Genomic DNA, 25,667 nt, shown 5'->3' with positions numbered 1-25,667 from the left:
GTATAAAAAACGGAGCGCGGAGACTGAATTTGTCCCGCGCTCTGTGCGTTTTGCCCCTTTCGTCTGTACGGCGGCCGCCGCTATTTTCCGCCGCCCGTTATCTTTATCCTGCCGTCGAGCTTCGGCTCGAAGCGCCGTCCGAGCGCCTCGCCGCAGTAGGCGTCGAAGGCCTCTATCACGCTGTGCGGCGTCTCTTCGTTCCTTATGCAGCCGAACTCGCGGCAGAGGAAGGCCGACGCCGCAACGGAATAGACCGCTTCGTCGTCGAGCGGCTCCCAGCCGCGCGCGCTTTCGACGGTTACGTTCCGCACGCGGCTTCCGGCGCGCGTCATGCGGCGGTTCATGACCTCCGCGGCCTCGCCGTCAAGGTCTATCTCGAAGCGAAGCCCCGCAACGTGCAGGAACTCGCCCGAATGCGTGCGCCGCGCGTAATCGTACTCCTCGCCGGGCGCGACGAGCGACGAGGCCGAAATTTCAAGCTGCTCGCGTATCTGCGCGCCGGTCATCAGCAGGCGGCGGAGCTTGTCGCCGTAGGGGATGAGGTCGAGCATGTCCGTCGACGAGAAAGGCCCCGGCGGGACGACGCGGCCGATGCGCAGCGAGCCGCCGTTGATGAAGCCTATCCTCGCGTTCGCGGAATATCTGAAAGCCTCCGCCGCGAGGTTGCCGAACTCGTTCTCGCGCGTGCGCGCCGCCGTCCGCGTGCAGTCCACGGCGCGCGTCAGCCCCATGATAGGGTTGCTGATTTTCAGCGCCGCCGCGATTTCGCGCTGCGCCGCGCGGCCCATGGCCTCGGCCTCCGGCACGCCGTGCGTCTCGGGCGTCACGCGCAGCAGCGTCCACGACGACTTTTCCGCGACGAGGCCGCAATCGTCCACCGTCACGTCGAAGCGCCCCGCGTACCGCCCGTCGAGGCCCGCCTGCCCGACGAGCGTCGAGTTCGTGCCGTTGTCTATGATTATCTTTTCCTCCACAGCGTCGTGTGTGTGTCCGCCCACTATCACGTCGATGCCGCGCGCTTCGGCGGCGAGCTTTTTGTCGAGCGGCAGGCCGATGTGGTTTATCGCGACGACTGCGTCCGCGCCAGCCGCGCGCAGCTCGCGGACGTACCGTTCCGCGACGGCGGCGAGCTCCGCGTCGACGCCGAAGCCCTCGGGGAAGCTCACCACAGATTTGAGCTCCGGCGTCACGAGGCCGAATACTCCGAGCTTCACGCCGCCGCGCTCGATTATCGCGCTCTTCGCGAAATACCGCCCGACGGCCTGCTTGTCCTCAAATTCTATGTTCGAGGCGAGGACGGGGAATTTCAGCTTCGGCCCGAGCTTCGCGAGCGTCTTAACGCCGCCGTCGAAGTCGTGGTTGCCGAGCACGCCCGCGTCGAAGCCGAGCAGCGCGAGCGCGCCGTACTCCGCCTCGCCCGCCGTCAGCGCGCCCTTGAGGCCGAGCATCACGTCGCCCGCTTCAAAGAGGAACACAGGCGCGCCGGACTCGGCCTCGATTTTCGCGCGCTCCGCGCGCACCAGCTCGAGAGCGCGCGCCATGCCGCCCGTGTAAGCGACGGACTGCCGCCCGTCCGCCTCCGTCACAGCCTCGCGGTAGGGCAGAATGTAGCTGTGCGGGTCGTTTATCATAAGTATGTGGAACCGCTTTTCCGCGGCAGCCGCCGGAAGCGCGGCGAGCAGCGCGAGCAGCAGCGCCGCGAGCAGCTTTTTCAGGAATTTCGCCTTCAACGCAGTCAGTCCTTTCTTTGTACGTTCCGAGGCTATTTTATCAGAGCGGCGCGCTGTTGACCTGGAGCGGCTCCAACATCTATACTTGACCTCATGTTTAGGATAGTTGCATTCGTTTTGGTGATTTACACAGTTCTGCGCTTCGTCCTGCCGCTTCGCGCCGCGTGGCCCGCGAAGGCGGCGCTCTCGGTGTTCATAGTCGCGGCGGCCTTCAAGCAGCAGTTCTTCACCCACATAGGCGGACACTTCTTCTCGCCCGAGCTGCCGAAGCTCGTCATCGAGGGCTACACCGCCGCCTTCGTCGCGCTCGCCGTGCTCTTTGCGCTCACGCTCTGCCGAGACCTGTTGCTCGTGCTGCGGAGCATAGCGCGCGCCGCGGACGCTTGGCGCACGGGCAGCGGTATGTATTACGGCGTCTTCTCGTCGTCGGGCATATCGCCTGCGACGGCGGCTCTGATGCTCGCTCTGTCGCTCGCGGTCGGAGTTTACGGCGTTTACGAGGCGCAGCGTCAGCCGCGCATAGTCGAGCGAGAAGCGGCGTTTGCGGAGCTTCCGCCGGAGTTTGACGGCTATCGGATAATCCACCTCAGCGACCTGCACATAAGCGCCTCGCGCAAAGCGCCGTGGACGGCGGAGCTCGTCCGCCGCATCGCCGAGCTCGAGCCGGACATGATACTGATGACGGGCGACTTCATCGACGGCACGGTCGAGGCGCGCCGCGGCGACGTGGAGCCGCTCGCGGGGCTGCGCGCGCGCGACGGAGTTTTCGGCGTGCTCGGCAACCACGAATATTATTTCGGCTGGCGCGAATGGACTGCGCGGCTCGAAGAATTGGGCGTCGACATACTTTTCAATGAGCACAGGATAATCCGCCGCGGGGACGCCGCGCTCGCCGTCGCCGGGCTGCCCGACGGCTATTCCGCGCGTTACGGCGGCGGAGTGCCTGACGAGCGCAGGGCTATCGAAGGAGCGCCCGAGGGCGCGTTCGTCATAGTGATGGACCACCGCCCGGGGAACGCGCGCGCGAACGCCGCGGCGGGCGCTGACCTCCAGCTCTCGGGCCACACGCACGGCGGCATGGTCCGGGGGCTCGCGCGCGTGATTGCGAAATACAACGGCGGCTTCGTAAACGGCTGGTACGATGTCGACGGCATGAAGCTCTTCGTCTCGCCCGGCACCGGGATATGGAACGGCTTCCTCACGCGCATCGGCGTGCCCTCGGAGCTGACCGTGCTGACGCTGCGGCGCGACGGCGAATGATATGGAAATCGTAAAAATCTCGGAGGATAAGGAAAAATACATCCCTCTGCTGCTCGTGGGCGACGAGGAAGAATCGATGATCATGCGCTACCTTCCGCGCGGTGAACTCTTCGTCATGCGCGAGGGCGAAACTGCGCTCTGCGCCGCCGTCGTAACGGACGAGGGCGGCGGCACGGCGGAGCTCAAAAACATCTCCGTCGCGCCGGAGCGTCAGCGGCGCGGGCACGGGCGCGCGATGATGGAATTCATCGAACGGCATTGCCGCGGGCGCGGCTTCTCCGAGCTGATACTCGGCACGGGCGAAACGCCGCAGACGCTCGGATTTTACGAAAGCTGCGGATATTCGGTATTCCGCCGCGAGCGCGGCTTCTTCACGAAAAACTACAGCCGCCCGATAATCGACGGCGGCGTGCTTCTGCGCGACATGATATATTTGAAGAAGAAACTATAAATATGAAAGGAGCGCACCATTCATGGAAAAACGCGCGCTTGAGCCGAAAGACCGCGAACTTATAGAAATCGCGCGCGGCGCGATAGCGCCCTGCTACGACGGAGAGGAATACCGCCACACCGTCGGCTGCGCGCTGCGGGCCGCGGACGGGAAAATATACCGCGGCGTCAACGTCTACTCGATACACGGAACCTGCGCCGAGCCGGTCGCGATAGGCGCGGCGGTCATGGACGGCGCGCGGGAGTTCGACTGCATTGTCGCGGTGCGCGGCGGCGAGCGCGGCGAAATAATGCCGCCCTGCGGCAACTGCCGCCAGATACTCGGCGACTACATGCCCGACTGTTGGGTGATAGTCGAGGACGAAAGCGGCCCCTGCAAGGTGCGCGCAAAGGAGCTCCTTCCGTTCCCGTACCATGCCGAATATTAGCCGCGCGGCGCTCAGCTTTCGGGCGGGTACTTTTTATCCTTCCAGTACCACCATTTGAGCTTCGCGGGGTCGCGCACAGGATTCTCAGCGTAATATACGGCGAGACGGAAAACGTAGAGCGCGCACGGGTCGTCGCGGAAGCCCTTGAATTTGCAGTTAAGCTCGAAAAGCTCCTCCGGACTGCGCCCGACGAGCTCCTCGACGCAGCTCACGCCGATATTGCGGAAATGCGTCTCCATCCGCTCGCCTATGCCCGGGATCTCGCGCAGGCTCGTAGTCATCGCGCTCACTCCTTCGCTGCGAATTGTGCCTCACGGCAAAAGTATCGGCGAAGCGGCAAAATTTTACAAGAGGTGAAGCTTTCATGAAAATTCTCGTAATAGACGGACAGGGCGGCGGCATAGGCCGCCAGGTCGTGCAGGCGGTCAAGGCCGCCTTCCCCGAGGCCGACGTCACCGCGGTCGGCACGAACAGCACCGCTGCCGCCGCGATGCTCAAGGCCGGGGCGAACCGCGCCGCGACCGGAGAGAACTCCGTCAAGGTCTGCTGCCGCAGCGCCGACGTGATAATCGGCCCCGTCGCCATCGTCATAGCCGATTCGCTGCTCGGCGAAATCACGCCCGCGATGGCCGCGGCGGTAGGGCAGAGCGCCGCCGCGCGCATCCTCATCCCAGTCAACTGCTGCGGCAACATCGTAGCCGGAGTCCCCGACCTCACGATAACGCGCATGGTCGCAAGCGTCGTCGAGGAATTAAGGAAGCTCGTGTAAAAGTCCGGCACGCCCGCGAAAGGCGCGCCGGTCCCGCAATCTGTACGTTCCGTCTGAATTTTACAGCCGTCCGATGATCGCCGCGTAGAACTCTGCGGCTTTCGCTATCTTCGACGTTTCGCAGTTCTCGTCGCGCATGTGGGCGAGCTTGTACTCGCCGGGGCCGAAGCCTATCGTCGGGATGCCCATGCTGACGGGGGTGACGGCGTTTGTGCCGAAGTCCCAGAAGTCGTAGCGCGCGGGCGCTTCGCCGAAGGCGTCGCGGTACGCTTCGTCGGCGGCGCGCTTGAGCGGCGCGCCGTCCTCTATCTTCCACGCCATGTGCAGCGGCTCGTAGACGAGCGGCACGCCGGTCCAGCTCGTGCGGCGCAGAGTGCCGGTCTCCCACGTCGCGCGCTTGCCCGCGACGAGAGAATCCATCTCTGCGCGCACCTTCTCCTCCGTTTCGCCGAGGACGAGGCGGCGGTCGAGGTATATCTCGCACTCGCTCGGCACGGCGTTGAGCGACGCGGTGACGCAGCTGATGTTCGATAGCACTATTGTGCCGTGCGGGTCACCCTCGTCTGTGAGCTTTTTGTTCAGCGCTTCGACGCGCTCTATAATTTCCGCCATCTCGTAGACGGCGTTGACGCCCTTCTCGGGCGCGGAGCCGTGCGCCGAAAGGCCGTGCGTGACTATGCGCATCTGCGCCTTGCCCTTGTGGCCGAGCGTTATCACGTCGTCGGACGGCTCGCATATCACGACGAAGTCGGGGCGCAGGCTGAGCTCCTTGTACATCATCTTGATGTTCTCGCCGTCGCAGTACTCCTCGCAGACGCTTCCGCTGACGCATATGCGTTTGCCCTCCGTCAGCCCGCGTTCGCGCGCGAGCGCCGCGCCGTATATCGAAGCCGCGAGGCCGCCCTTCATATCGACGGAGCCGCGCCCGTAGATGCGCCCGTCCTTTATCTCGGCGGCGAAGGGCGGAAGAATCCACTCGTCCGCGTCGTTTACCTCGACGTTGTCCATGTGCGAGTCGAAATGGATGAGCTTTTCGCCGTTCCCGATGAATCCGACCGCGTTGCCCGTGCCGTCGATGAAGGCCTCGTCGTAGCCGAGCTCCTTCATTTTTGCGACGACCGCTTGCGCTACGCCGCCCTCCTCGTCCGAGTAGCTGCGTATGCGCACGAGCTCGCGCGTGAATTCGATTACATCTTTCTCAAAAGTGTCCGCCAGCGCCATAAACCGGCCCTCCCTGCGTAAAGTTATAAAAAAGGACGCGCCGCGGGGGCGCGTCCGCTGAAAACTGCTCTATCCGTGAATCACGCGGTCGTCGTCGAAGAATTCGGTCAGCGCGTTCCTGATGTATCCGTCGACGATCTCTTCGGCGTTTTTCTGAATTTCGCCGCGGTGCTCTTCGAGGTACTTGGCGGCGGCTTCCTTCTCCTCGTCGGGAATCGAAGGAATGTCCACGAGGCACTCTATGCACTTCGTGCTGAACTCCGGCAGCTCGATGTGGGCGAGCGCCGCTTCCTTCTCGTGGCGGCGGTGTACGCTCGTCGCGAAGACCGCGTGCGTACCCTTGCCTCCGGCCTCCATCTCGTGCGCGAAGTGGCGCGCGTCGGACTCATGGTCGAACACCAGCACGGACTGTACGCCGTCCGCGTCCTGACATACTACGGCCCAAACTTTTTCCTGCATGAAAAACACCTCCGAAAGGTTATTGCTTTTGCCTGTTAATAGTATAAAACAAAAACGGCGAGAGAAGAACCGTCCCGCGGAAATGTTTTACAGGCCGAGGCCGGCGCGTGCGCGCGTTATCTCTTCGAGCTCTTCGTCCGAGAAACGCCTGTCCTTGAAATAGAATGCTAGGTCGTCCTCGGTGATTTTCCTTATCACGCGGCACGGGTTGCCTGCGGCGAGCGACCAGGCGGGAAGGTCGCGCGCGACTACGCTGCCCGCGGCTATCACGCAGCAGTCGCCGACCGTGACGCCGGGCAGTATCATCGCGCCGCCGCCTATCCAGACGTGGTTTCCTATAGTGACGGGCGCGCCGTACTCCCAGCCCGCGGCGCGCGCGGCGGGGTGCAGAGGATGGCCCGCGGTGTAGATTGCGGCGTGCGGCGCCATGAGGCAGTTGTCGCCTACCGTGACGCGGCAGACGTCGAGTATAGTGCAGTTGTAGTTGATGTAGAGGTTTTTTCCCGCGTGTATGTTGAAGCCGTAGTCGCAGTAGAAGGGCGGGTTTATCGTCGCGTTCTCCGATTTGCCGAGAAGCTCGGCGGCGAGCGCCTTGTGCAGCTCGAGGTCGTCGAAGGGCGCGCGGTTGAGCCTGTCGAGCAGCGCGCGGCAGCGGCGGTACTGCGCGTAGACCTCTTCGTCGGCTATATATGGCAGCCCCGCGTCGCGGCGTTCTGTGTTCGTCATGCGTCTCTCTCCTTTATTGCGTTTCGCGCGTGCGCGCACGGAAGATTATACGCGCGGCGGCGCGCAAAGAAAAACGCCGGCGCGGGGAATTTTTCTCCGCTCCGGCGTTTTGGGATTTTTTCGTGAGCTTTAGGCGCGTCCGCACTTTCTGAGCAGCTTCGCCCAGCTTGCGTCGGCGTCGCGCTGCGCCTCCTCGACGAGGTCGGGGCGCTCCGCGCCTTTTTTGAAGAGGTGGGCGTAGCGTCCCTGCGCGCGCAGGAAGTCTTCTATCGTGACGTTCTTCTTCGGTTCGTAGGAGAGGCTGTACTCGCCGTTGACTACTTCGTAGACGGGCCAGAATTTGCTGTCCGCCGCCATCTGGCATATCTCCGTCTGGTGCGACGGGTCTATCTTCCAGAAGAGCGGGCAGGGCACGAGCACGTTGACGAAGGCGGGGCCCGGCGTCTCGACGGCGCGCTTGACCTTCGTTATGAGGTCGAGCGGGTTGTGCAGCGTCGTCTGTGCGACGTAGGGAATTTCGTGCGCGGCGACGATTTCCGTCAGGTCCTTCGCGCGCTGGAGCTTTCCGGGCATCACCTTGCCCGCGGGCGAGGTTGTCGCGTTCGCGCTCTGCGGCGTCGCGCTGGAGCGCTGCGCGCCGGTGTTCATGTAGCCCTGGTTGTTGTAGCAGATGTATGTGAAGTCGTGTCCGCGCTCGAGCGCGCCGGAGAGCGACTGGAGGCCGATGTCGTAGGTGCCGCCGTCGCCGCCGAAGGCTACGAATTTTATATCTTTGCCGACCTTGCCCTTGCGGCGCAGAACCTTGTAGGCCGCCTCGATGCCGGAGATGCCGGCCCCGGCGTTCTCGAAGGCTATGTGCATGAAGGGCATGCGCCACGCGCTGTAGGGATAGACCGTCGTCGAGACCTCCATGCAGCCGGTCGCCGCGACTACGACGACGGGATAGTCGACCGCCATGAGCGACTGGCGTATCGCAGTCGGCGCGCCGCAGCCCGGGCACATGCGGTGGCCCTGCGTGAGCGGGCTCGGTTTTTTCGTAAGTTCCTTTATGTTAATCGCGCACATCTTCGCCGCCCCTTTCGAGAAGTCCTATGAAGCGCGCGCCCGCGCGGTAGTCGTTCTTCATCATGCGCTCGAATACGGCGCGCGCGTCCGCCGCGAAGAAGTCGCGTCCGCCGAGGCCGAAGATGTATTCCTGCACCGGCACGCGCTCCTCGAGGTCGTAGAGTACGCTCTTTATCTCCGCGGCGAGCGGGGCCGTGCCGCCTATGCTCGCGCTGCGGTCGAGCACCGCGACGCCCTTTTTGCCGCGCGCGAGGCGTTTGAACTCCTCCGCCGGGAACGGACGGAAGAAGCGCACGCGCAGCATTCCTGCCTTAACGCCCTCGTCGCGCAGCTCGTCGACGACGTCCTTGACTACGCCCGCCGCCGAGGACATTATGACGATGACGTAATCGGCGTCGTCCGCGCGGTAATCCTCGACCGGCGCGTAGTTGCGCCCGGTCTCCTTCGCGAGCTCGGCCGCGAGCTCTTCGTAGACGGGGAGGACGTTGTTCATCCCCTCCATCTGATTGCGCTTTATCTCAAAATAATATTCAGCCATCGTGAACGAGCCGTAGGATACGGGGTTGTCGACGTCGAGCAGCGGATAGGCCGCTTTGCGCTCGCCGACGAAGCTGCGCACCGTCTCGTCGTCGAGCAGCTCGACCGGCTCGTAGCAGTGGCTCGTGATGAATCCGTCCTGGCAGACGAAGACCGGCGTCAGCACGCGCGGGTCCTCGGCGAGGCGCACGGCGAGCAGCACGGAGTCGTAGACCTCCTGCGCGTCCTCGCAGTATATCTGCACCCAGCCCGAGTCGCGTTCCGGCATACTGTCGGAGTGGTCGCAGTGGATGTTGACCGGCGCGCCGAGCGAGCGGTTGACGAGTCCGAAAACTATCGGCGCGCGGAACGAGGCCGCTATCGGGAAAATTTCGTGCATCAGCGCGACGCCGTTCGCCGACGAGGCGGTCATGACGCGCGCTCCGGAAATGGAAGCGCCGACGCAGGCCGATATCGCGGAGTGTTCGCTTTCGACCGCGACGTACTCCGAGTCGACCTTGCCGTTCGCGACGAAGTCCGCGAAGCGCATCGGTATCTCCGTGGAGGGCGTGATGGGGTATGCCGCGACGACGTCGGGATTGATCTGGCGCATCGCCTCCGCGAAGGCGAGGTTGCCCGAGGTCATGACTTTTTTCTTATTTGACATGCGCGCCGACCTCCCCGGGGTGTTCTCCCGAAACTGCGTCGCCGTCGGCGAACGAGGATTCAGAATGCATCGTTATGGCTTTCGTCGGGCAGAGGCGCTCGCAGAGGGCGCAGCCCTTGCAGAAGAAAAGATTGATTCCCGTTACTTTGTTATCCGCGTCGAGCTCTATCGAGTCGTCCGGGCACTGAAGCCAGCAGCGGAGGCACGAGACGCATTTCTTCGCGTCGATGACGGGGCGCATCGAACGCCAGAGCCCCGTCTGTACTTTCAGAGCGGAGGCCCCGAAGGCTATCGTGGCCATCGGCACCTCCTGCCAGCATTGCGGTTTACTCATGCGAAGACCGCCTCGCTGCGTCCGCGCAGTATCGCGCGGCGGTTGGCCTCGAGCACCGGCTGCGGAAGCTTCGTCATCTTGCTCGTGAAGTGGTTGACGAAGGACTCGACGGGAACGTCGGTGAAGACGTGCGAGAGCGCGCCGAGCAGAGGGGCGTTCGGGCGGTTCTGTCCGAGCTCTTCGAGCGTGATCTTCGTCGCGTCGACGACGAGCACCTTCGCCTTCGACGAAACGCCGAGGCGGCGGCGGAGCTCCTTAGCGTTCTCCGCGCTGTTGACGAGATATACGGCGTCCTCCGTCGTGCCCTCGGTCGGGTTGGCGCTCTCGACCATCGTCGGGTCTACGACGACGACTATATTGGGGTTCTGCACGCTGCAGCGGCGGCGTATCGGGGAATCCGAGACTCTGTTGTAGGCGCGTATCGGCGCACCCTGGCGCTCCGCGCCGTATTCCGGGAAAGCCTGGACATGCTTGCCTTCCTCGAAAAGGACCTCGGCGAGTATAGCGGAAGCGCTCTTCGCTCCCTGTCCGCCGCGTCCGTGCCATCTTACTTCAAGTGTCTTGTTCATCTGTGGTTCCTCCTTGCATAAATCCGTGGTAAAAAATTTTTGCACTAAAAAAGGGGCCCTTTCGTCTTGAAAGGGCCCCTTACTCGTCTGCTCAAACGGCGCTAAACGCCGTTCCTACGAGAAGGAGCCGCGTTAATAATTATAATTATTATGTTATTGTTGGTGATGCTTCTTAACATAACGTTTCCTCCGTTCCCGCAAGATGGTGGCATCTTATCATCGACCGCCGCGGCTGTCAAATGTTACGGAAATTATTTTTTAACGCTTAAAGAACTCATAGTGCTTTGCAATATTTTGCGGAAGCACGCGAACGCTTAGAAAATCACGCGCGCTTTGCAAAGGCGCATAGACGATGAAAAATTTTTGCAGCCTGCGCGCGCCGCCGTCAATCGCCGGAATCCGCGCGCGCTTGGGCGCGTCCGTTCCAGCGGCAGGCGCGCATGTCGACGCGCCCGTCGTCGGTGAACGGCACGCCCTCGGCTATAAGCTTCGCGCGGCGCAGCTCCGAGTAGCCGCCGCCCGCTATCGAGCCGTCGCTCATCACGACGCGCTGCCACGGCAGATCGTCGGGGCAGCGGCGCATCGCCCAGCCGACCTGGCGCGCCGCGCGCGGAGCGCCGAGCATATAGGCTATCTGCCCGTAGCTGACGACGCGGCCGCGCGGTATCGCGCGCACGATTTCGTAGACACGCTCGAAAAACGTCGCGGCCTCCGCGCGCGCGGCTAGCCCTTCGCCTTTATCTTTTCCGCCATGCGACGCCCCGCCTCGCGCGCGGCCGCCAGCTCCTTCGGAAATTCTTCGTCCCGCCATATTTTCTTTTCCGCCTCGTCCCAACCGTCGGCGTCGTATTTCGAGTAGTCAGAGAATTGCGTCGTGTTGAATGCGCAGACGCGCTCCGGCTTCGTAAAGACGCGGCCGATGAAATTCTCGAAGGCCGCGAGTGGGCCGCCCTCGCCGTTTATGAATTTTTCTTCGAAGAGCGGCTCTTTGACGTTCATCGTGTAAATCATCGCCGTCTCCGCGCGTTTCGGCGCCAGCGTCGGATATCCCTTGCCGTAGCTGATGAAGGGAAAGACGAGCCGTTCTATCAGCGCGTGGAGCTGCGGCGTCACCGTCCACAGATACACCGGCGAGGCGAAGACGAGGCCGTCGGCCTGCGCCGCACGTTCAAGCAGCCCGCTCGCGCCGTCGCGCTGCGCGCATCTGCCGTACGACGCGCCGCCCTTGACCTTGCATGCGAAGCAACTGCGGCAGCCCTTGAAGTCGAGGTCGTAAAGCCGTACCGTCTCGACCTCCGCTCCAGCCTCCGCCGCGCCCGCGGCGAAGCTTTCGCACATTCGCGCCGTGTTCCAGCCCTTACGCGGGCCGCCGTCGAATATGATTATCTTCATCGCGTTAGTGCGCGCCGGCCTCGCGGCTGCCGGGCTTCACGCCGTCGAAGCTGTCGAAGAACACCGTCTCTTCGCGCGCGAGCCGCTTCTCGTGGAACGGCGCGGGCGCGGCGTCCGCAGCGGGATAGCCGACGGGCAGTATAGCGACGGGGATGAGGTAGTCGCGCAGCTCGTAGGCCTTGCGCACCTCCGCGGGGTCGAAGTAGCCGACCCACGTCGTGCCGAGGCCGAGCGACGCGGCTTCGAGCATCATCTGCGTCGTGACGATGGCCGCGTCCACAGCGCCCATGTCGCAGTTGTCGAACGAGCGCTTCCAGCTCGCCTCGCGGTCGTAGCAGACGAGCAGCGCGAGCGGCGCGTGGAAGTGGTAGGGCGTGCGGCCCTTGAGCTTTTCAAGCGCCTCGGGGCTTTCGAGCACGAGCACGCGCTGCGGCTGGTAGTTCACCGCGGTCGGCGCGCAGCGTCCCGCTTCGAGTATCGCGTCGAGCTTTTCGCGCTCGACCTTCTTGTCGGAAAACTTTCTTACAGAGTAACGTTCCTTCGCAAGTTCGAGAAAATCCATTTTTTCGCGCTCCCTTCGTTTAGCGTTCCGCTTCAATGATAGCGCGGCGGCGCGAAAGCGCAAGTGCGCGCGTGTTGACAGAGGAACGGCGGCGAACATATAATGAAGTTTAGCCGTCTTCGGACGGGCGGCCCGATAAAAAGGCCGCGCACCGCATGAAGGTTCTTTGCACCGCGTATCGCCTGCGAACGAAATTTCTCGTTTCTTCTCATCGATTTGATAGATTTTCGCGGCACGGGAATGTTTGTGCCGGATGCATAGGGGACAGCGTGATACTGCCGCGCTGCGGAGCGCACGAGCGCGCCGCCCGGCCCGCGCGTGTCCGTATATTTTCAGGAGGTAAAATTTTTTAATGCAGGAAATTCAGGAAAGATTCACAGATTTCAACCTAAGGCCGGAGCTGCTGCGCGCGCTGGAGCGCAAGGGCTTCGAGCACCCGATGCCGGTGCAGACCGCCGTGCTGCGCGACGAGAGCCTCGCCGGCGACGACCTCATAGTGCAGGCGCGCACCGGCAGCGGAAAGACGCTCGCCTTCGCGCTGCCGCTGCTCAACGAAATGGAGCAGGGCGCGCGCACGCCGCGCATAATCGTGCTCTCGCCGACGCGCGAGCTCGCGCAGCAGACGGCGCGCGAATTCGCCTGGCTCGGCTCGGATATGGGCGTCCGCGTCGCGACGCTCGTCGGCGGCCTCGACATGGAGCGCCAGATACGCTCGCTGCGCGACGGGGCCTCCGTAGTCGTCGGCACGCCCGGGCGAATCCTCGACCACCTGCGCCGCGGCACGCTCAAGACCGACGACATCACGAGCGTGGTGCTCGACGAGGGAGACCACATGCTCGACATGGGCTTCCACGACGAGATGGAGGCGATACTTCAGGCGATGGACCACGTCGAACGCACGTGGCTCTTCTCCGCGACCATGCCGCCCGAGGTGCTCTCGCTGACGAAGCTCTACCTCGACGCGCCGAAGAAAATCTCGCTCGTCTCCGACGTCGCCTCGCACAGCGACATCACACAGAAGGCCTACATCATCCCGTCGCGCAAGCGCTTTGAAGGTCTCGTCAACGTCCTGATATGGGAGAACCCGAGCAAATCTCTGCTCTTCTGCGGAACGCGCGCAGAAACGCAGGACATAGCCGACCGTCTCTGCGACATAGGCTTCCGCGCCACGGCGATACACGGCGACATGAGCCAGCGCGAGCGCAACAACGCGCTCTCGGCGCTGCGCGGCGGCCGCGTCTCCATACTCGTCGCGACCGACGTAGCGGCCCGCGGCCTCGACATCGACGCAGTCAGCCACGTCATACAGTACGGACTGCCGCAGAACCTCGAAGCCTTCGTCCACCGCAGCGGACGCACCGGCCGCGCGGGCCACGAGGGCAGCAACCTGATACTGCTCACCGCGCGCGAGGCGCGTCAGTTCAAATTCATGCTGCACCAGTCGCATTCGAAGCTGACGCTCGAATGGATACCGGCCCCGGACGCGGCGGAAATAGAAGGGCAGTCGCGCATCCGCTTTGAAAACAACATCATCGAGCACGCGCTGGAATCCGACGAATTCGAGGAATGGGCGCGCGAGCTCCTGTCGCGCGAGGAAGCGCCGGTGCTCGTCTCGGGGCTTCTCGCGAAGGCCTACGGCGACCAGCCGAGCGGCTACTCGATACGCGAGGACGTGCAGTTCGAGATGGACCGCGAAAAGGGACGCCGCGACGCGGCGCAGCGCGGAAACGGCAAAGACGCGGCGCGCAAAGAACGCTTCAAGCAGCCCGAAATGACCGGCGGCCTCTCCGTGCAGTTCGCCGCGGGGCGCAACGACGGCTGGGAGGTCGGCCCGCTGCTCGGCGCGATATGCCGCGGCGCGGGGCTCGGACGCGAGGACGTCGGCAACATCCGCCTGCGCGACACGAGCGCCGTCGTCGAAATATCGCCGCGCGGAGCCTCCTACATCGAAGCGCGCCGCGAACGTCTTGAGAAAGAGGGCCTGCCGATAGCCGCGATGCGCGAAATCAAGGGAGACGGCGAACGCCCGAGAAGAACCGGCGACCGCGCGCCGCGCCGCGAAAACCGCGAAGCCCGCGAGCCGCGTGAAGGCCGCGAAAGCTTCCGCCCGCGCCGGACGCGCGACGGCGAAAGCGGCGGACGCAGAAAATTCCCGAAATATAAAGACGAATAGCATAAAAAAGCGCCGCGCCGGAAATTTCCCGCGCGGCGCTTTTTTATGCGCGCGCGGCGCGTCCGGCCTTTTCTGACGCGCGGCGATAAAGAGATATATTACGCGAATTTGACAGTGTACGCCGTTCTTAATACAATCGCTGCGGAAATCCATTTTGAACGGGGCGGTAAAATTGTCGTCTTCATCCAATCCAATCTCGGCCTTCCTTGCACGCAAGGACATTCGTTTTTCTTTCTCGCGCTACTTCGTGGACGCGCTCGGCGCTATGGGCGTCGGGCTCTTCGCGTCGCTCATCACGGGGCTGATACTCAAGACGATCGGCTCGAAGTGTGGGATTCCGATACTCGTCGAGTTCGGCGGCCTCGCCGGGCAGATGGTAGGCCCGGCCATCGCGGTCGCCGTCGCTCAGGCGCTCAAGGCTCCGCCTATGGTCGTCTTCTCGTGCGCCGCGGCGGGCTTCGCCGGCAACGCGTGGGGCGGGCCGGTCGGCGCTTTCGTATCGGCGATAGTGGGCGCGGAGTTTGGCAAGGCGGTCTCGAAGGAGACGCCGGTGGATATAATCGCGACGCCCGCGCTGACCGTCATCGCCGGCATGGCCGCGGGAAAGCTCATCGGCCCGCCCGTGAGCGCGATGATGACGTGGCTCGGCCTCGTGATAATGCGCGCGACGGAGCTCCAGCCGGGGCCGATGGGCGCGCTCGTCTCCGCGATAATGGGCATGATCCTCACGCTCCCGATATCGAGCGCGGCCATCGCGGTGGCGCTGAACCTCTCCGGTATCGCGGCGGGGGCCGCGGCGGTCGGATGCTCGACGCAGATGGTCGGCTTCGCGGTCATGTCCTTCCGCGAGAACGGCGTCGCGGGGCTTCTGTCGCAGGGGCTCGGCACCTCGATGCTCCAGATGCCGAACATCGTGCGCCATCCGATGATTTGGATTCCGCCGACGCTCGCGAGCTTCATCCTCGGCCCGATATCGACGGTCGTATTCAAGATGACGAACGTCCCGTCGGGTGCGGGCATGGGGACGAGCGGCCTCGTCGGTCAGTTCGGCGCAATCGAGGCGATGGGCAGCTCGCCCGCCGTGCTGATGCAGATCGCGCTGATGCACTTCGTCCTGCCCGCCGTGACGACGCTCGTCATAGCAGAGGCGATGCGGCGGATGAATTTCATCAAGCCCGGAGAGATGAAGCTCGACCTGTAATCTGGTATCATATACTGACAACAATTCCATCAGGGAGGAATGTATCGTGAAAGTAAAAATGTCCGTCGCGTGCCTCGCTCTTTGCCTCGCACTGGTCATGGGCGCGGGGGCCGTTCCGGCGCAGTGCGCGGAGATAGGACGCGAGCAGGCGTTCGCCATCGCTCTGAAGAACGCGGGAGTGCCGGAGAGGGACGCCTACAACGTCGAGATCAAGAGCGACCGCGAGAACGGCATCGCCATCTATCAGATAGAGTTCGAGACGCGCTACGGCGACTACGACTTTGAGGTCGCGCGCGAGGGCGGACGCATCATCGGCGCCGACTACGAGGTCAGCGAAGAGTGGCTGCGCACGCTCGGCGGCAGCCCCGTCAGCATCGACGAAGCGAAGCGCGTCGTACAGAAAAAAGTCCCCGGCTCGCATTTCAGGGACATCCGTATGCACCGCGAGGGCGGCGGACATGACGCGCGCTACGAGGGCGAGCTCTTCCACGAAGGCATAAAGTACGAATTCGAGATAGACCCGAGGACGGGCCGCATAGTCGACTGGAACGCGGACCTGCGGGGATAGGTTACTGAAAACGCACCGTGACGGTAAACGCACGGCGCGAACACAAAATTCTGGATGTTCACGGCTCCCGGCATGACGCCGGGAGCTTTGCTTTATCTTACCTCGGCGTCTTCCACTTCCCGCTCTTGAGGAACCAGAGACTTATCACTATCGTCAGCAGCGAGGCGAGCGGCGCGGCGAAGCCTATGGTGAAAAGGCTCGCGCCCGCGATTCCGCTTAAAATCCACGTCGCGGGCACGCGCACCGCGAATGCGCAGAAGATGTTGTTCATCATCGTGAAGGTCGTGTGGCCGCAGCCGTTGAAGAAACCGTTGAGGCAGAAGACGAGGCAGACGAGCACGCAGTCGATGCTGAAGGATTTGAGATAGAGCGCCGTCGCGTCGATGAGCTCGCGGTCCGGCGTGAATATCCGTATCACCGGCTCGGGGAAGAAGAAGAGCGCCGCGAAGGTGACGACGCCGAAGGCGAGCGAAATCGCGAGGCCGGAGAACATCGTCGAGCGCGCGCGCTTCGGCTTGCCCGCGCCTATGTTCTGCGCGACCATCGCCGAAATCGCGGCCGCGAAGGAGTGCGGCGGCAGCATCGTGAAGCCGTTGAGCTTTCCCGTGATTCCTATCGCCGCGGCAGCCGCGACGCCGCCCATCTTGCTCACCGTCGCGAGTATGAAGATGAACGAAATGCTCGTCAGCGAGAACTGCACCGCCATCGGCAGGCCGATGCGCAGAAGGTTGACGAGCTTGTCCCATTTTATCCTCATGCTCGCTAGCTTGAAGTCGAAGTGATAATCGGCGCGCCGCGCGTAGACGACGGCGAGATAGGCGGAGAATCCCTGCGAGAATACCGTCGCTATTGCCGCGCCGTTCGCGCCCATGCCGAAGATGCCGACGAGCGCGAGGTCGCCGACGATGTTGAGCACGCAGGCGACCGCGACGAACATCAGCGGCGAGGTCGAGTCGCCGAAGCCGCGGAAGACCGCCGCAAGCGCGTTGTAGGCGAACATCGTCGCGAGCCCCGCGACGTTGATGAAGACGTAGCCGCGAGTCGGCTCGAACGACTCTTCCGGTGTGCCGAGCAGCCACACTATCGGGTCGATGAACAGGAGCAGCCCAACCGTTATGACGACGCTCAGCAGAGCGAAGAGCGTCAGCATAGTCCCGATGGTGTCGTGTATCTCCTCCGTGCGTCCCGCGCCGAAGAAGCGCCCGATCATTATCGTGCCGCCTATCGAAAGCCCGATGACGATGCTGTTAATCATGAAGATGAACTGGCTCCCGATGGAGACGGCCGAGAGTCCCGCCGCGTCGGTGAACTGTCCGACGATTATCATGTCGGCGGCGCCGTAGAGCGCCTGCAGCAGGTTCGCCGCCATGTAGGGAATCGCGAAGCGCGTGAGGAGCAGCGGGATGCTGCCCTCCGTCAGCGACTGCGCGCCGGTCGAGAAGATGCCGGAGAAAAATTTCTTAAAATCTGCCATTCAGCGTTACCTCACGAATCTTTCCTGGTCTTTCAGTCTTCGCAGAAAATAATATAGGAACGGCAGGCTCGTCGCGAAGCTGAAGGCGTCCGAGACGGTCTGCGTAATTTCGACGCCGGTCATGCCGAGCATGCGCGGCAGCACGATTATGAGCGGGAGGAAGTAGATGCCCTGCCGCGTGCATGCGAGGAAGGTCGCGCGCCACGCGAAGCCCGAGGCCTGGTGCATCATGTTCGTCGCGACGAAGAGCGGCTGAAGCATCAGCGCCGCGCACTGGAAGCGCATCGCGCGCGTCCCTATCGCTATGACCTCCGCGTCGTCGGCGCGGAAGAGCGCGATAATCTCCGGCGCGAAAATCCATCCGGCGAGAGTCAGCGCCGTCATCAGCGCCATGCCGGCCTTGACGGTGAACCAGAAGGCCTCGCGCACGCGCGAGTAGCGGCGCGAGCCGTAGTTGAAGCCGACGACCGGCGTGAAGCCCTGGCCGAGGCCGATCATCACGGAGAGTATGAACATGAATATCCTGCCGACGATGGACATCGCGGCGACCGCGGCGTCGCCGTAGGCTCCTGCGCTCGCGTTGAGCGCCGCCGTCGAGATGCTCGCGAGCCCCTGGCGCGAGAGCGACGGGAAGCCGAGGCGCACGATTTCGCAGTAGGTCGCCGCGCGCCGCGGGAGATTCTTCACGCTTATGCCGACCATGCTCTTTCCGCGCAGGAAGAACGATGCGAGGATTGTGAAGCTCACGCACTGGCTCAGCAGCGTCGCCGCCGCCGCGCCGGAAATTCCGAGGTCGAAGGTGAAAATGAAAATCGGGTCGAGCACGATGTTCAGCAGCCCGCCGGTGACGAGGCCGCACATCGCGAAAGCCGAGTGCCCCTCCGCGCGCAGGATGTTGTTCATCACGAAGCAGCAGCACATAACGGGCGCGCCGAGCAGAATCCACCGCGCGTATGCGCGCGCGTAGGGAAGTATCGTGGGCGTGGAGCCGAGCAGAACCATCAGCGGGTCGATGAAAATTTGTCCGAGGACGCAGATGCAGGTCCCTAGCGTCAGCGCGCTGAAGAAAGATGCGGAGCCGTAGGCGCTCGCGGACGCGGCGTCGCCGCCGCCGAGCCTGCGCGAGATGACGCTGCCCGCGCCCATGCCGAGCGTGAAGCCCGTCGCCTGGAAGATGGCCATGAGGCAGAATACGACGCCGACCGCGCCGCTCGCGCTCGTGCCGAGCTGCGAGACGAAGTATGTGTCCGCGGTGTTGTAGAGCGCGGTCGTCAGCATGCTCAGAATCGTCGGTATCGCGAGAGATATTATAAGAGGCCCGATAGGAGCCTCGGTCATTCGTTTCAGCTGCTCGTCGCGGCTCTGCGACGCGGCGGCGAAGATGTTGAAGCAGCCCATTCTTCCACCTCCAGACCCTAAATAAATCCGTTGCCGGCCGTCGATGTTTTATCTTGATAAAATACCACCAACCGCCGCCAATCTCAATAATTCTCGCGTTGTAAAACGCGAAAAAAATCCCGCCCCTGCGCGGGCGGGAGAAATTCGCCGTTTATCCGCGGGCCGCGAGGCTAGGCCTTCGTCAGCTCCTTGCGGAAAATCAGGAAATAGAAGAGCGCGACGAAAATTGCGCCGCCCGCGGCGTTGCCTATCGTGACGAAGAAAAGATTCTTCGCAAAGGCCGCGGCTGTGAGCGCGGGGAACGCGCCGCCGTTCAGCATGAGGCCGAGCGGGATGAAGAACATGTTCGCCACGCAGTGCTCGAAGCCCATCGCGACGAAGGCCGAGATCGGCAGCAGCGCGGCGACGAACTTGCCCGCCGTGTCCTGCGCGCCGAAGGCTATCCAGACGGCGAGGCAGACGAACCAATTACAGAGAACGCCGCGTATGAGCATGTACGAGACGGGGAGCGACGACTTCATCGCCGCGAGCGAGAGCGCAGCCGCGCCGCACTGCTCGGAGATGAGCCCGCTCGAATATATGAGCGCCGCGAAGAAGAGCGCGCCCGCGAAGTTCGCGCAGTAGACTGCGCAGAGGTTGCGCAGCATCGCGGCGAAGGAGATTTTCTTAGAAAGGTATGCGATAGGCATGAGGCAGTTGCCCGTCACGAGCTCCGCGCCCGCGGTGAGCACGAGGAAAAGTCCGAGCGAGAAGACGACGCCGCCCAAAAGCTTCGAGATGCCGACGCCCGCCACCTGCGCCGCGTCCTGCGTGACGACGAGCATGAAATATCCGCCCATTCCTATATATGCTCCCGCGAGGAAGCCCATCAGCAGCATAGTCCCGAGCGCGAGCCGGCTCTTCGCGATTCCCGCCGCGAGCGCGGCCTGAGAAATTTCCGCCGGCGTCTTGATACTCATAAAAATTTCCCCCTCGGATTTTTTTTCAGGCTATTATAGCGTGCCCCCGTCAAAAATCTGTAAAAACGCGCCGCGGCGCGCGGAAGGAAAATTTTAGCGGCTTTTGCCCGAAACGGCGCGATTTGTAATAATATACGTTGTGTAAAATCATTGGCAGGGGGAATGCTCATGACGACCAAGGTAACGTTTCCGAACAGCCGTATGGCTTCGATAAAGATGGCGGGCGGCATACGCGAGATACTCGCGCGCGCCGAGGAGATGGAGCGCGAGGGGCGCAGCATCATCCACATGGAGATAGGGCGTCCGGACTTCGACTCGCCCGAGTGCGCGAAGGAGGCCGCGGCCGCGGCGCTGCGCGCGGGCAACGTGCATTACACCGACATGGCGGGCGCTTACGACCTGCGCTGCGCCGTTGCGGAGAAGTACCGCCGCGACAACGGCATGGACGTCGACGCAGATAAGAACGTCGTCATCACGAACGGCGCTATGGAGGCGCTGACGGCGTCGTTCCTGACGCTGCTCGAGCCGGGCGACGAGGTCATCGTGCCCGCGCCGTACTTCTCGGCCTACGCAGACGTGCTCGCGATTGCGAACGGCGCGCTCGTCCCCGTCGCGACGAGGATGGAGGACGGCTTCAAGCTGCACGTAGAAGATTTGAAGAAGGCGCGCACCGCGAAGACGAAGGCGATACTGCTGAACTCGCCGAACAACCCGAGCGGAGCGGTGCTCACGCGCGAGAATCTCGAAGAGATCGCGGCCTTCGCCATAGAGAACGACATCTGGGTGATATCCGACGAATGCTACGAAAAATTCCTCTACGACGGCGAGCACGTCAGCATCGCGAGCCTGCCCGGAATGGCGGAGCGCACCGTGACCGTCTCCGCGGCGTCGAAGACGTGGTCGATGACCGGATGGCGCATCGGCTGGATAGTCGCTCCCGCGGCTATGCGCCAGTACGTGAACAAGTGCCACCAGAACCTCACGACCTGCGCCAACTCGTTCGCGCAGGCGGGCGTCGTCGAAGCCTTCGCGCACGCGGGCCCCGACGTCGATGCGATGGTTAAGGAGTACCGCCGCCGCCGCGACATGGTCGTCTCGTGGCTCAACAAAATCGAGGGCTTCGAGGCCATCACTCCGGCGGGAGCCTTCTACGCCTTCCCGCGCATCTCGTCGCTCGGCATGGACGGCTTCAAATTCTGCTCGTGGCTTCTCGAGGAGGCCGGCGTCTCGACGGTGCCGGGCGAAGTTTTTGGTATGCCGGGCCACATCAGGCTCGCCTACTGCCGCGGCTACGATTATATCGAAGAGGGCATGAAGCGCATAAAGGAAGCCGTCGAGGGGCTGCGCAGGTAAGCCGCGCGCGTTTCGCGAAGCTTCGGAATTTTGACGGGAGGCCGGCCGCGCGCCGCCTCCCTTTTTCGTTCATGGCGCGCGCCGCAGCTTTGCGCCGCCGCCGTATTTTTGTTAAAAAGCTGTTACATAAGGGCCGCGTGGTGCTAAAATGGGAATGAGACGCCGCGCACGCGCGGCGCACATATTTTATTACAGGCAGGTATGGGCTTATGCACGTTTTCAGAATAAGGACGATACACACGCACAGCTCCGGCAATAAACAATTCAAGATAAATATGTGCAGCGGCCCCATCTTGCCCAAGATGCTGCTCTTCGCCGTGCCGCTGATGTTTTCGAGCATTTTGCAGCTGCTCTTCAACGCCGCGGACATCATCGTCGTCGGACGCTACGCGGGGGACAACTCGCTCGCGGCGGTCGGCTCGAACACGGCGCTCATAGGGCTGCTGACGAACCTCTTCATCGGCGTCTCGATAGGGACGAACGTCCTCGCCGCGCGCTACTACGGCGCGAAGGAGGAGAAGGCGCTCTCCGAGACGGTACACACCTCGATGTTCCTAGCCGTCGCGAGCGGGATTTTCCTGACGCTCGTCGGCGTCGTCTTCGCGCGCAAAATCCTGATAATCATGCAGACGCCCGCCGAGGTGCTCGGCCTCGCGACGCTCTACCTCGTCATATATTTCTTCGGCATGACGCCGATGATGATATACAACTTCGGCAGCGCCGTGCTGCGCGCGGTCGGAGACACTCGCCGCCCGCTCTTCTACCTCGCGGTCGCCGGGGTCATCAACGTCGTGCTGAACCTTTTCTTCGTCATCAATCTGCACCTCGACGTCGCCGGCGTCGCGATCGCGACGGTCATATCGCAGTGCGTCTCGGCCGCGCTCGTCGTGCGCTGCCTCATGCGCGAGAGCGGCGGCATACGCTTCGTGCCGTCGGAGACGCGCATCCACGCCGACAAGCTCGTGAAGATTCTCAAGATAGGCGTGCCCGCGGGGATTCAGGGCGTGCTCTTCTCACTCTCGAACGTCGTCATCCAGTCGTCGATAAACACCTTCGGCGCCGTCACGATGGCGGGCAACTCCGCGGCGCAGAACATAGAGCAGTTCGTCTACTTCGCGATGAACTCCTTCTATCAGGCCATCATCTCCTTCACGAGCCAGAACATGGGCGTCGGCAACGTGAAGCGCGTGCGCCGCATACTCAAGACGGGGCTCGCGTGCAGCACCGTCGTCGGCGTGGTGCTCGGAATGTCGTGCGTCATCTTCGGCCACGCGCTGCTGCGCATCTACTCGCCGAGCGAGGAGGTCATCGCGGCGGGCATCTCGCGCTTCCACATCGTCGCGGCGACATATTTCCTCTGCGGCCTGATGGACGGCATGGTCGGCGCGCTGCGCGGCCTCGGCTACTCCGTGCTGCCGACTATAGTCACGCTGATCGGCTCGTGCGGGCTGAGGCTCGCGTGGATTTTCCTGCTCTTCCAGATTCCCGCCTTCCACACGGTCACTGTCGTCTATCTCTCTTATCCCGTGTCGTGGATCGTGACCTTCGGCGCGCACGTCGCGGGTTTCCGCTGGGCGATAAAGAAGGCCGAGCGCGAGGCGGAGGCGAAGCAGTCCGCCGCCGCGGCGCCCGCGCAGAAGCCCGCCGCCGCGCAGTAAAAATTCCGGAGCTTCCGCAGAATACGAAAAATCCCCGCAGCCTCGAGGCGCGGGGATTTTTTTACGGTTTCGCGGACGCGCGAAGCTCGCGCCGCCGCTTCTAGCCCTTTTCCGGAAGCGCTATCGTGAGCGCCGAGTTGAAGCAGAGGCCGACGTTTTCGCCCGCTTCGCGCCGCGTCGCTCCGGGGAAGTAATTTTCCATGACGGAGAGCTTTTCTCCGCTTTCGAGAGCTACGACGTATTCCATGCGGTCGCCGCTGAAGACCGCGCTTTCGACGCAGCCGCGCAGCAGCCCCTCGTCCGGCGATTTGAGCGTGACGGCCTCGGGGCGCAGGATGAGGCGTATCGTGCCGCCGGTTTTGTATTCCATGTCGTCGAAGAGCTTGACTGGGAATTTCGCGCCGCCCGCCGCCATCACGCCGCGCTCCGGCGACTCGGCGGCTTCGAGCGTGCCGGGCAGAGCGTTGGCCTGCCCGATGAAGTCAGCGACGAAGAGCGTGCGCGGGTGCGTGTAGATGTCGAAGGGCGTGCCTATCTGCTCGACGCGGCCGCGGTTCATGACCATGATGCGGTCCGCCATCGTCAGCGCCTCCTTCTGGTCGTGCGTGACGTAGAGGCATGTTATGTCGAGCTGCTTCTGTATGCGGCGTATCTCCGTGCGCATATGCAGGCGCAGCTTCGCGTCGAGGTTCGAGAGCGGCTCGTCCATGAGCAGGACCTTCGGGCGCATGACGAGGACGCGCGCGAGCGCGACGCGCTGCTGCTCGCCGCCCGAGAGCTGGTTCGGGTAACGCTTTTCCGCGCCCTTGAGGCCGACCATCTCGAGCGCCTCTGCGACCTTGCGCGTCACGTCGGGTCCGCTCTCCGAGCGCATCTTCAGCCCGTAGCCGACGTTGTCGCCTATCGTCATGTGCGGGAAGAGCGCGTAGTTCTGGAAGACGAAGCCTATCTCGCGCTTGTTGACCATGACGTTCGTCACGTCCTGCCCGTCGATGAGGATGCGTCCCGCGGTCGGCGTCTCGAAGCCCGCGACCATGCGCAGCGTCGTCGTCTTGCCGCAGCCCGAGGGGCCGAGGAACGTTACGAGCTCGCCGCCCTTTACGTCGAGCTCGACGCGCTCGACGGCGTTGAAGCTCGCGCCGTCCTTTACGAAGGTTTTTCTTATGTCGTGAAGATGAAGTTCTACAGCCATTATCTGTTACCTCCCTGCCCCCTGTAGCCGAAGCCCGCGGCCCGGACAAGAAGCGTCAGCAGTCCGTTGAACAAGAATACGAGCAGAATGAGCACGACGGAGAAGGCGCAGGCGTTGCCGAACTGCAGCTCCGTCATACATTCGAGGATGCGCGCCGTGAGCAGGGACCAGCTCACGGAGACGAGGAATATCGTCGCGCTTATCGCCGTCATCGAGTGGATGAAGAGATACTTCATGCCCGCGAGCAGAGCCGGGACGACGAGCGGCAGCGTCACGTTGCGGAAGGTCGCCGCGGACGACGCGCCGAGGCTCAGCGAAGCCTCCTCGAGCGACGTGTCTATCTGCTGCAGCGACGCTATGACGGAGCGTATGCCCGCCGAGTCGTAGCGGAAGACGTAGGCCGCGACGAGTATAGACATCGTGCCCGTCAGTATCAGCGGGCTCGAGTTGAAGGCGATGATGTACGCGATGCCGACGACCGTGCCGGGCAGCGCGAAGTTGAGCAGCGAGACTATCTCCATAAGCGCGTTGCAGGGGAACGACTTGCGCTGAGTGATGTAGGCGACGAGCACGGCGATGAGGCCGCCGAGCGGCGTCGAGACGCAGGCGATTATCAGCGTGTCGATGATGGCCTTGCGCCCGTGGTTGAATACGTATGCGAAGCTGTCGAGCGTGAAGCTGTTGTCGAGCCCCCATGTTTTTGTGAAAGCGCCCATCGTTATCAGCGCATAGAGGAATACGATGAAGGCTATCACGACGGCGCAGACTCCGAGAATCGCAGCCTCGGCCGCGAGGCCGATGCCCTTGGGCCGCGTCTGCGCGCCGGACTTGCCGCTGACCGTGACGTAGCTTTTGCGGCTGACCCACCAGCGCTGGAGGAAGAAGACGAAGAGCGCCGGGACGAGCAGCGCGAAGGAGAGCGCCGCGCCGCCGCGCAGGTCGTAGAGCCCCGTTATCTGAAGGTAGGCCTGCGTCGGGAGGACGGGGAACTGATGCCCCGCGAGGACGAGCGGCGTAGCGAAGTCCGCGAGCGAGCAGGCGAAGAGCAGAAGTATCGAGTTCGCGATCGCGGGCATCGTCAGCGGCAGCGTCACGGTGCGGAATACGCGGAAGGGCGAGCCGCCGAGCGAGAGCCCCGCGTCCTCAAAGTTCGGGTCGATGCAGGCGAGCACCGACGAGATGGTGAGGAAGGCTACGGGGAAGTATGTCAGCGACTCGGACATCCACGTGCCCCAGAAGCCGTAGATGTTGAAGTCCGGTATGCCGAGCAGGTTGAGCAGTATGCCGTTCGGTCCGAGCGAAAGCGTCAGCGCGATGCTGCTCGTGAATGGCGGCGAGATGAGCGGCAGCACCGTCACCGCCGCGATGAACCAGCGCACGGGCGCGGGCATCTTGATGCGCACGACGGCGAAGGCGAAGCAGAAGCCGAGCGCCGTGCCCGTGACGGCGACGGCTATCGCGAGCCAGATGCTGTTCATCAGCGCTAGCCTGTCGTAGCTGTTGGAGAAGACCATCGTGAGGTTTTCGAGCGAAAGGCCGCCGT

At 63.1% G+C, this 25,667-nt stretch carries 26 protein-coding genes; 9 read left to right on the top strand and 17 right to left on the bottom strand.

What is annotated here, in order from left to right; genetic code table 11:
• Nucleotides 1-80 precede the first annotated feature (80 nt).
• Nucleotides 81-1,730 (bottom strand): bifunctional UDP-sugar hydrolase/5'-nucleotidase, encoded by a 1,650-nt coding sequence (locus ABGT66_RS11330; RefSeq protein WP_346690740.1) that lies wholly within the window; start codon nucleotides 1,728-1,730, stop codon nucleotides 81-83.
• Between the two features lie 93 nt (nucleotides 1,731-1,823).
• Between ABGT66_RS11330 and ABGT66_RS11325 the strand changes: the two genes are divergently transcribed.
• From ABGT66_RS11325 to ABGT66_RS11315, 3 genes are read left to right on the top strand one after another with little or no spacing between them, the layout of a single operon-like run.
• Complete coding sequence (locus tag ABGT66_RS11325; RefSeq protein WP_346690738.1) at nucleotides 1,824-2,990, top strand: metallophosphoesterase; 1,167 nt, start codon at nucleotides 1,824-1,826, stop codon at nucleotides 2,988-2,990.
• 1 nt (nucleotide 2,991) lies between these two features.
• The gene (locus ABGT66_RS11320; protein ID WP_346690736.1) at nucleotides 2,992-3,441 is read left to right on the top strand and encodes a GNAT family N-acetyltransferase; all 450 of its coding nucleotides are present in this window, start codon (nucleotides 2,992-2,994) and stop codon (nucleotides 3,439-3,441) included.
• 22 nt (nucleotides 3,442-3,463) lie between these two features.
• The gene (locus tag ABGT66_RS11315) at nucleotides 3,464-3,868 is read left to right on the top strand and encodes a hypothetical protein (RefSeq protein ID WP_346690734.1); all 405 of its coding nucleotides are present in this window, start codon (nucleotides 3,464-3,466) and stop codon (nucleotides 3,866-3,868) included.
• A gap of 11 nt (nucleotides 3,869-3,879) precedes the next feature.
• Here ABGT66_RS11315 and ABGT66_RS11310 read toward each other — a convergent pair whose 3' ends face one another.
• Complete coding sequence (locus ABGT66_RS11310) at nucleotides 3,880-4,149, bottom strand: helix-hairpin-helix domain-containing protein (protein ID WP_300263243.1); 270 nt, start codon at nucleotides 4,147-4,149, stop codon at nucleotides 3,880-3,882.
• 83 nt (nucleotides 4,150-4,232) lie between these two features.
• On the opposite strand from ABGT66_RS11310, the gene ABGT66_RS11305 reads away from it, so the two are divergent.
• Nucleotides 4,233-4,637, top strand: coding sequence for a DUF3842 family protein (locus ABGT66_RS11305; protein WP_346690731.1), 405 nt, complete (start codon nucleotides 4,233-4,235; stop codon nucleotides 4,635-4,637).
• Between the two features lie 60 nt (nucleotides 4,638-4,697).
• Here the strand turns inward: ABGT66_RS11305 and ABGT66_RS11300 are convergent, their stop codons facing one another.
• The 10 genes from ABGT66_RS11300 to ABGT66_RS11255 all read right to left on the bottom strand — a co-directional run bounded on the left by ABGT66_RS11300 (nucleotide 4,698) and on the right by ABGT66_RS11255 (nucleotide 12,148).
• Entirely contained in the window at nucleotides 4,698-5,858 is a 1,161-nt protein-coding gene (locus ABGT66_RS11300; RefSeq protein WP_346690730.1) for a YgeY family selenium metabolism-linked hydrolase, read from the bottom strand.
• Between the two features lie 69 nt (nucleotides 5,859-5,927).
• Entirely contained in the window at nucleotides 5,928-6,317 is a 390-nt protein-coding gene (locus tag ABGT66_RS11295) for a hypothetical protein (RefSeq protein WP_300263252.1), read from the bottom strand.
• 87 nt (nucleotides 6,318-6,404) lie between these two features.
• A complete protein-coding gene (locus ABGT66_RS11290; protein ID WP_346690728.1) occupies nucleotides 6,405-7,043 on the bottom strand; it encodes a sugar O-acetyltransferase in 639 nt (212 codons plus the stop codon).
• Nucleotides 7,044-7,172: 129 nt separating this feature from the next.
• Nucleotides 7,173-8,108: a thiamine pyrophosphate-dependent enzyme gene (locus tag ABGT66_RS11285; RefSeq protein WP_346690727.1), complete on the bottom strand. Its 936-nt coding sequence runs from the start codon at nucleotides 8,106-8,108 to the stop codon at nucleotides 7,173-7,175.
• The gene (gene porA / locus ABGT66_RS11280; protein ID WP_346690726.1) at nucleotides 8,095-9,291 is read right to left on the bottom strand and encodes a pyruvate ferredoxin oxidoreductase; all 1,197 of its coding nucleotides are present in this window, start codon (nucleotides 9,289-9,291) and stop codon (nucleotides 8,095-8,097) included. Before porA ends, ABGT66_RS11285 begins: the two co-directional genes overlap by 14 nt.
• Nucleotides 9,281-9,625 (bottom strand): 4Fe-4S dicluster-binding protein, encoded by a 345-nt coding sequence (locus tag ABGT66_RS11275; protein WP_294193693.1) that lies wholly within the window; start codon nucleotides 9,623-9,625, stop codon nucleotides 9,281-9,283. The genes porA and ABGT66_RS11275 overlap by 11 nt, the downstream gene beginning before the upstream one ends.
• Nucleotides 9,622-10,194 (bottom strand): 2-oxoacid:acceptor oxidoreductase family protein, encoded by a 573-nt coding sequence (locus ABGT66_RS11270; RefSeq protein ID WP_294193694.1) that lies wholly within the window; start codon nucleotides 10,192-10,194, stop codon nucleotides 9,622-9,624. Before ABGT66_RS11270 ends, ABGT66_RS11275 begins: the two co-directional genes overlap by 4 nt.
• A 385-nt stretch (nucleotides 10,195-10,579) precedes the next feature.
• Nucleotides 10,580-11,005 (bottom strand): methylated-DNA--[protein]-cysteine S-methyltransferase, encoded by a 426-nt coding sequence (locus ABGT66_RS11265; protein WP_346690723.1) that lies wholly within the window; start codon nucleotides 11,003-11,005, stop codon nucleotides 10,580-10,582.
• The gene (locus ABGT66_RS11260) at nucleotides 10,918-11,586 is read right to left on the bottom strand and encodes a flavodoxin family protein (RefSeq protein WP_346690721.1); all 669 of its coding nucleotides are present in this window, start codon (nucleotides 11,584-11,586) and stop codon (nucleotides 10,918-10,920) included. The genes ABGT66_RS11265 and ABGT66_RS11260 overlap by 88 nt, the downstream gene beginning before the upstream one ends.
• A 4-nt stretch (nucleotides 11,587-11,590) precedes the next feature.
• Nucleotides 11,591-12,148 carry a nitroreductase family protein gene (locus ABGT66_RS11255; RefSeq protein ID WP_346690720.1) on the bottom strand — a complete coding sequence of 186 codons (558 nt, stop codon included), beginning with the start codon at nucleotides 12,146-12,148 and terminating at the stop codon, nucleotides 11,591-11,593.
• A gap of 352 nt (nucleotides 12,149-12,500) precedes the next feature.
• On the opposite strand from ABGT66_RS11255, the gene ABGT66_RS11250 reads away from it, so the two are divergent.
• The 3 genes from ABGT66_RS11250 (at nucleotide 12,501) to ABGT66_RS11240 (ending at nucleotide 16,090) form a co-directional block, all read left to right on the top strand.
• Nucleotides 12,501-14,321 (top strand): DEAD/DEAH box helicase, encoded by a 1,821-nt coding sequence (locus tag ABGT66_RS11250; RefSeq protein ID WP_346690719.1) that lies wholly within the window; start codon nucleotides 12,501-12,503, stop codon nucleotides 14,319-14,321.
• Nucleotides 14,322-14,568: 247 nt separating this feature from the next.
• A complete protein-coding gene (locus tag ABGT66_RS11245) occupies nucleotides 14,569-15,522 on the top strand; it encodes a PTS sugar transporter subunit IIC (protein WP_346690718.1) in 954 nt (317 codons plus the stop codon).
• A gap of 46 nt (nucleotides 15,523-15,568) precedes the next feature.
• Nucleotides 15,569-16,090 (top strand): PepSY domain-containing protein, encoded by a 522-nt coding sequence (locus tag ABGT66_RS11240; RefSeq protein WP_346690717.1) that lies wholly within the window; start codon nucleotides 15,569-15,571, stop codon nucleotides 16,088-16,090.
• 97 nt (nucleotides 16,091-16,187) lie between these two features.
• Here ABGT66_RS11240 and ABGT66_RS11235 read toward each other — a convergent pair whose 3' ends face one another.
• The 3 genes from ABGT66_RS11235 to ABGT66_RS11225 all read right to left on the bottom strand — a co-directional run bounded on the left by ABGT66_RS11235 (nucleotide 16,188) and on the right by ABGT66_RS11225 (nucleotide 19,921).
• Entirely contained in the window at nucleotides 16,188-17,564 is a 1,377-nt protein-coding gene (locus tag ABGT66_RS11235) for an MATE family efflux transporter (protein ID WP_346690716.1), read from the bottom strand.
• A gap of 6 nt (nucleotides 17,565-17,570) precedes the next feature.
• Nucleotides 17,571-18,962, bottom strand: a complete 1,392-nt coding sequence (locus ABGT66_RS11230; RefSeq protein WP_346690715.1) for an MATE family efflux transporter — start codon at nucleotides 18,960-18,962, stop codon at nucleotides 17,571-17,573.
• A gap of 170 nt (nucleotides 18,963-19,132) precedes the next feature.
• The gene (locus ABGT66_RS11225) at nucleotides 19,133-19,921 is read right to left on the bottom strand and encodes a formate/nitrite transporter family protein (protein ID WP_346690713.1); all 789 of its coding nucleotides are present in this window, start codon (nucleotides 19,919-19,921) and stop codon (nucleotides 19,133-19,135) included.
• A 168-nt stretch (nucleotides 19,922-20,089) separates the two neighbouring features.
• Between ABGT66_RS11225 and ABGT66_RS11220 the strand changes: the two genes are divergently transcribed.
• Complete coding sequence (locus ABGT66_RS11220) at nucleotides 20,090-21,274, top strand: pyridoxal phosphate-dependent aminotransferase (protein WP_346689226.1); 1,185 nt, start codon at nucleotides 20,090-20,092, stop codon at nucleotides 21,272-21,274.
• A gap of 209 nt (nucleotides 21,275-21,483) precedes the next feature.
• Nucleotides 21,484-22,932 carry an MATE family efflux transporter gene (locus ABGT66_RS11215; RefSeq protein WP_346689225.1) on the top strand — a complete coding sequence of 483 codons (1,449 nt, stop codon included), beginning with the start codon at nucleotides 21,484-21,486 and terminating at the stop codon, nucleotides 22,930-22,932.
• Nucleotides 22,933-23,032: 100 nt separating this feature from the next.
• On the opposite strand, the gene ABGT66_RS11210 is transcribed toward ABGT66_RS11215, so the two are convergent.
• The gene (locus tag ABGT66_RS11210; RefSeq protein WP_346689224.1) at nucleotides 23,033-24,124 is read right to left on the bottom strand and encodes an ABC transporter ATP-binding protein; all 1,092 of its coding nucleotides are present in this window, start codon (nucleotides 24,122-24,124) and stop codon (nucleotides 23,033-23,035) included.
• Nucleotides 24,124-25,667: iron ABC transporter permease (locus ABGT66_RS11205; protein ID WP_346690711.1), on the bottom strand; the 1,544-nt coding region annotated here is incomplete at its 5' end. The genes ABGT66_RS11205 and ABGT66_RS11210, both read right to left, overlap by 1 nt.

This window comes from uncultured Cloacibacillus sp., assembly GCF_963926575.1.
GTDB classification, from domain to species: domain Bacteria; phylum Synergistota; class Synergistia; order Synergistales; family Synergistaceae; genus Caccocola; species Caccocola faecigallinarum.
Note: the sequence above shows the minus strand (reverse complement) of the source record. Positions and strands in the feature narration are given on the sequence as shown.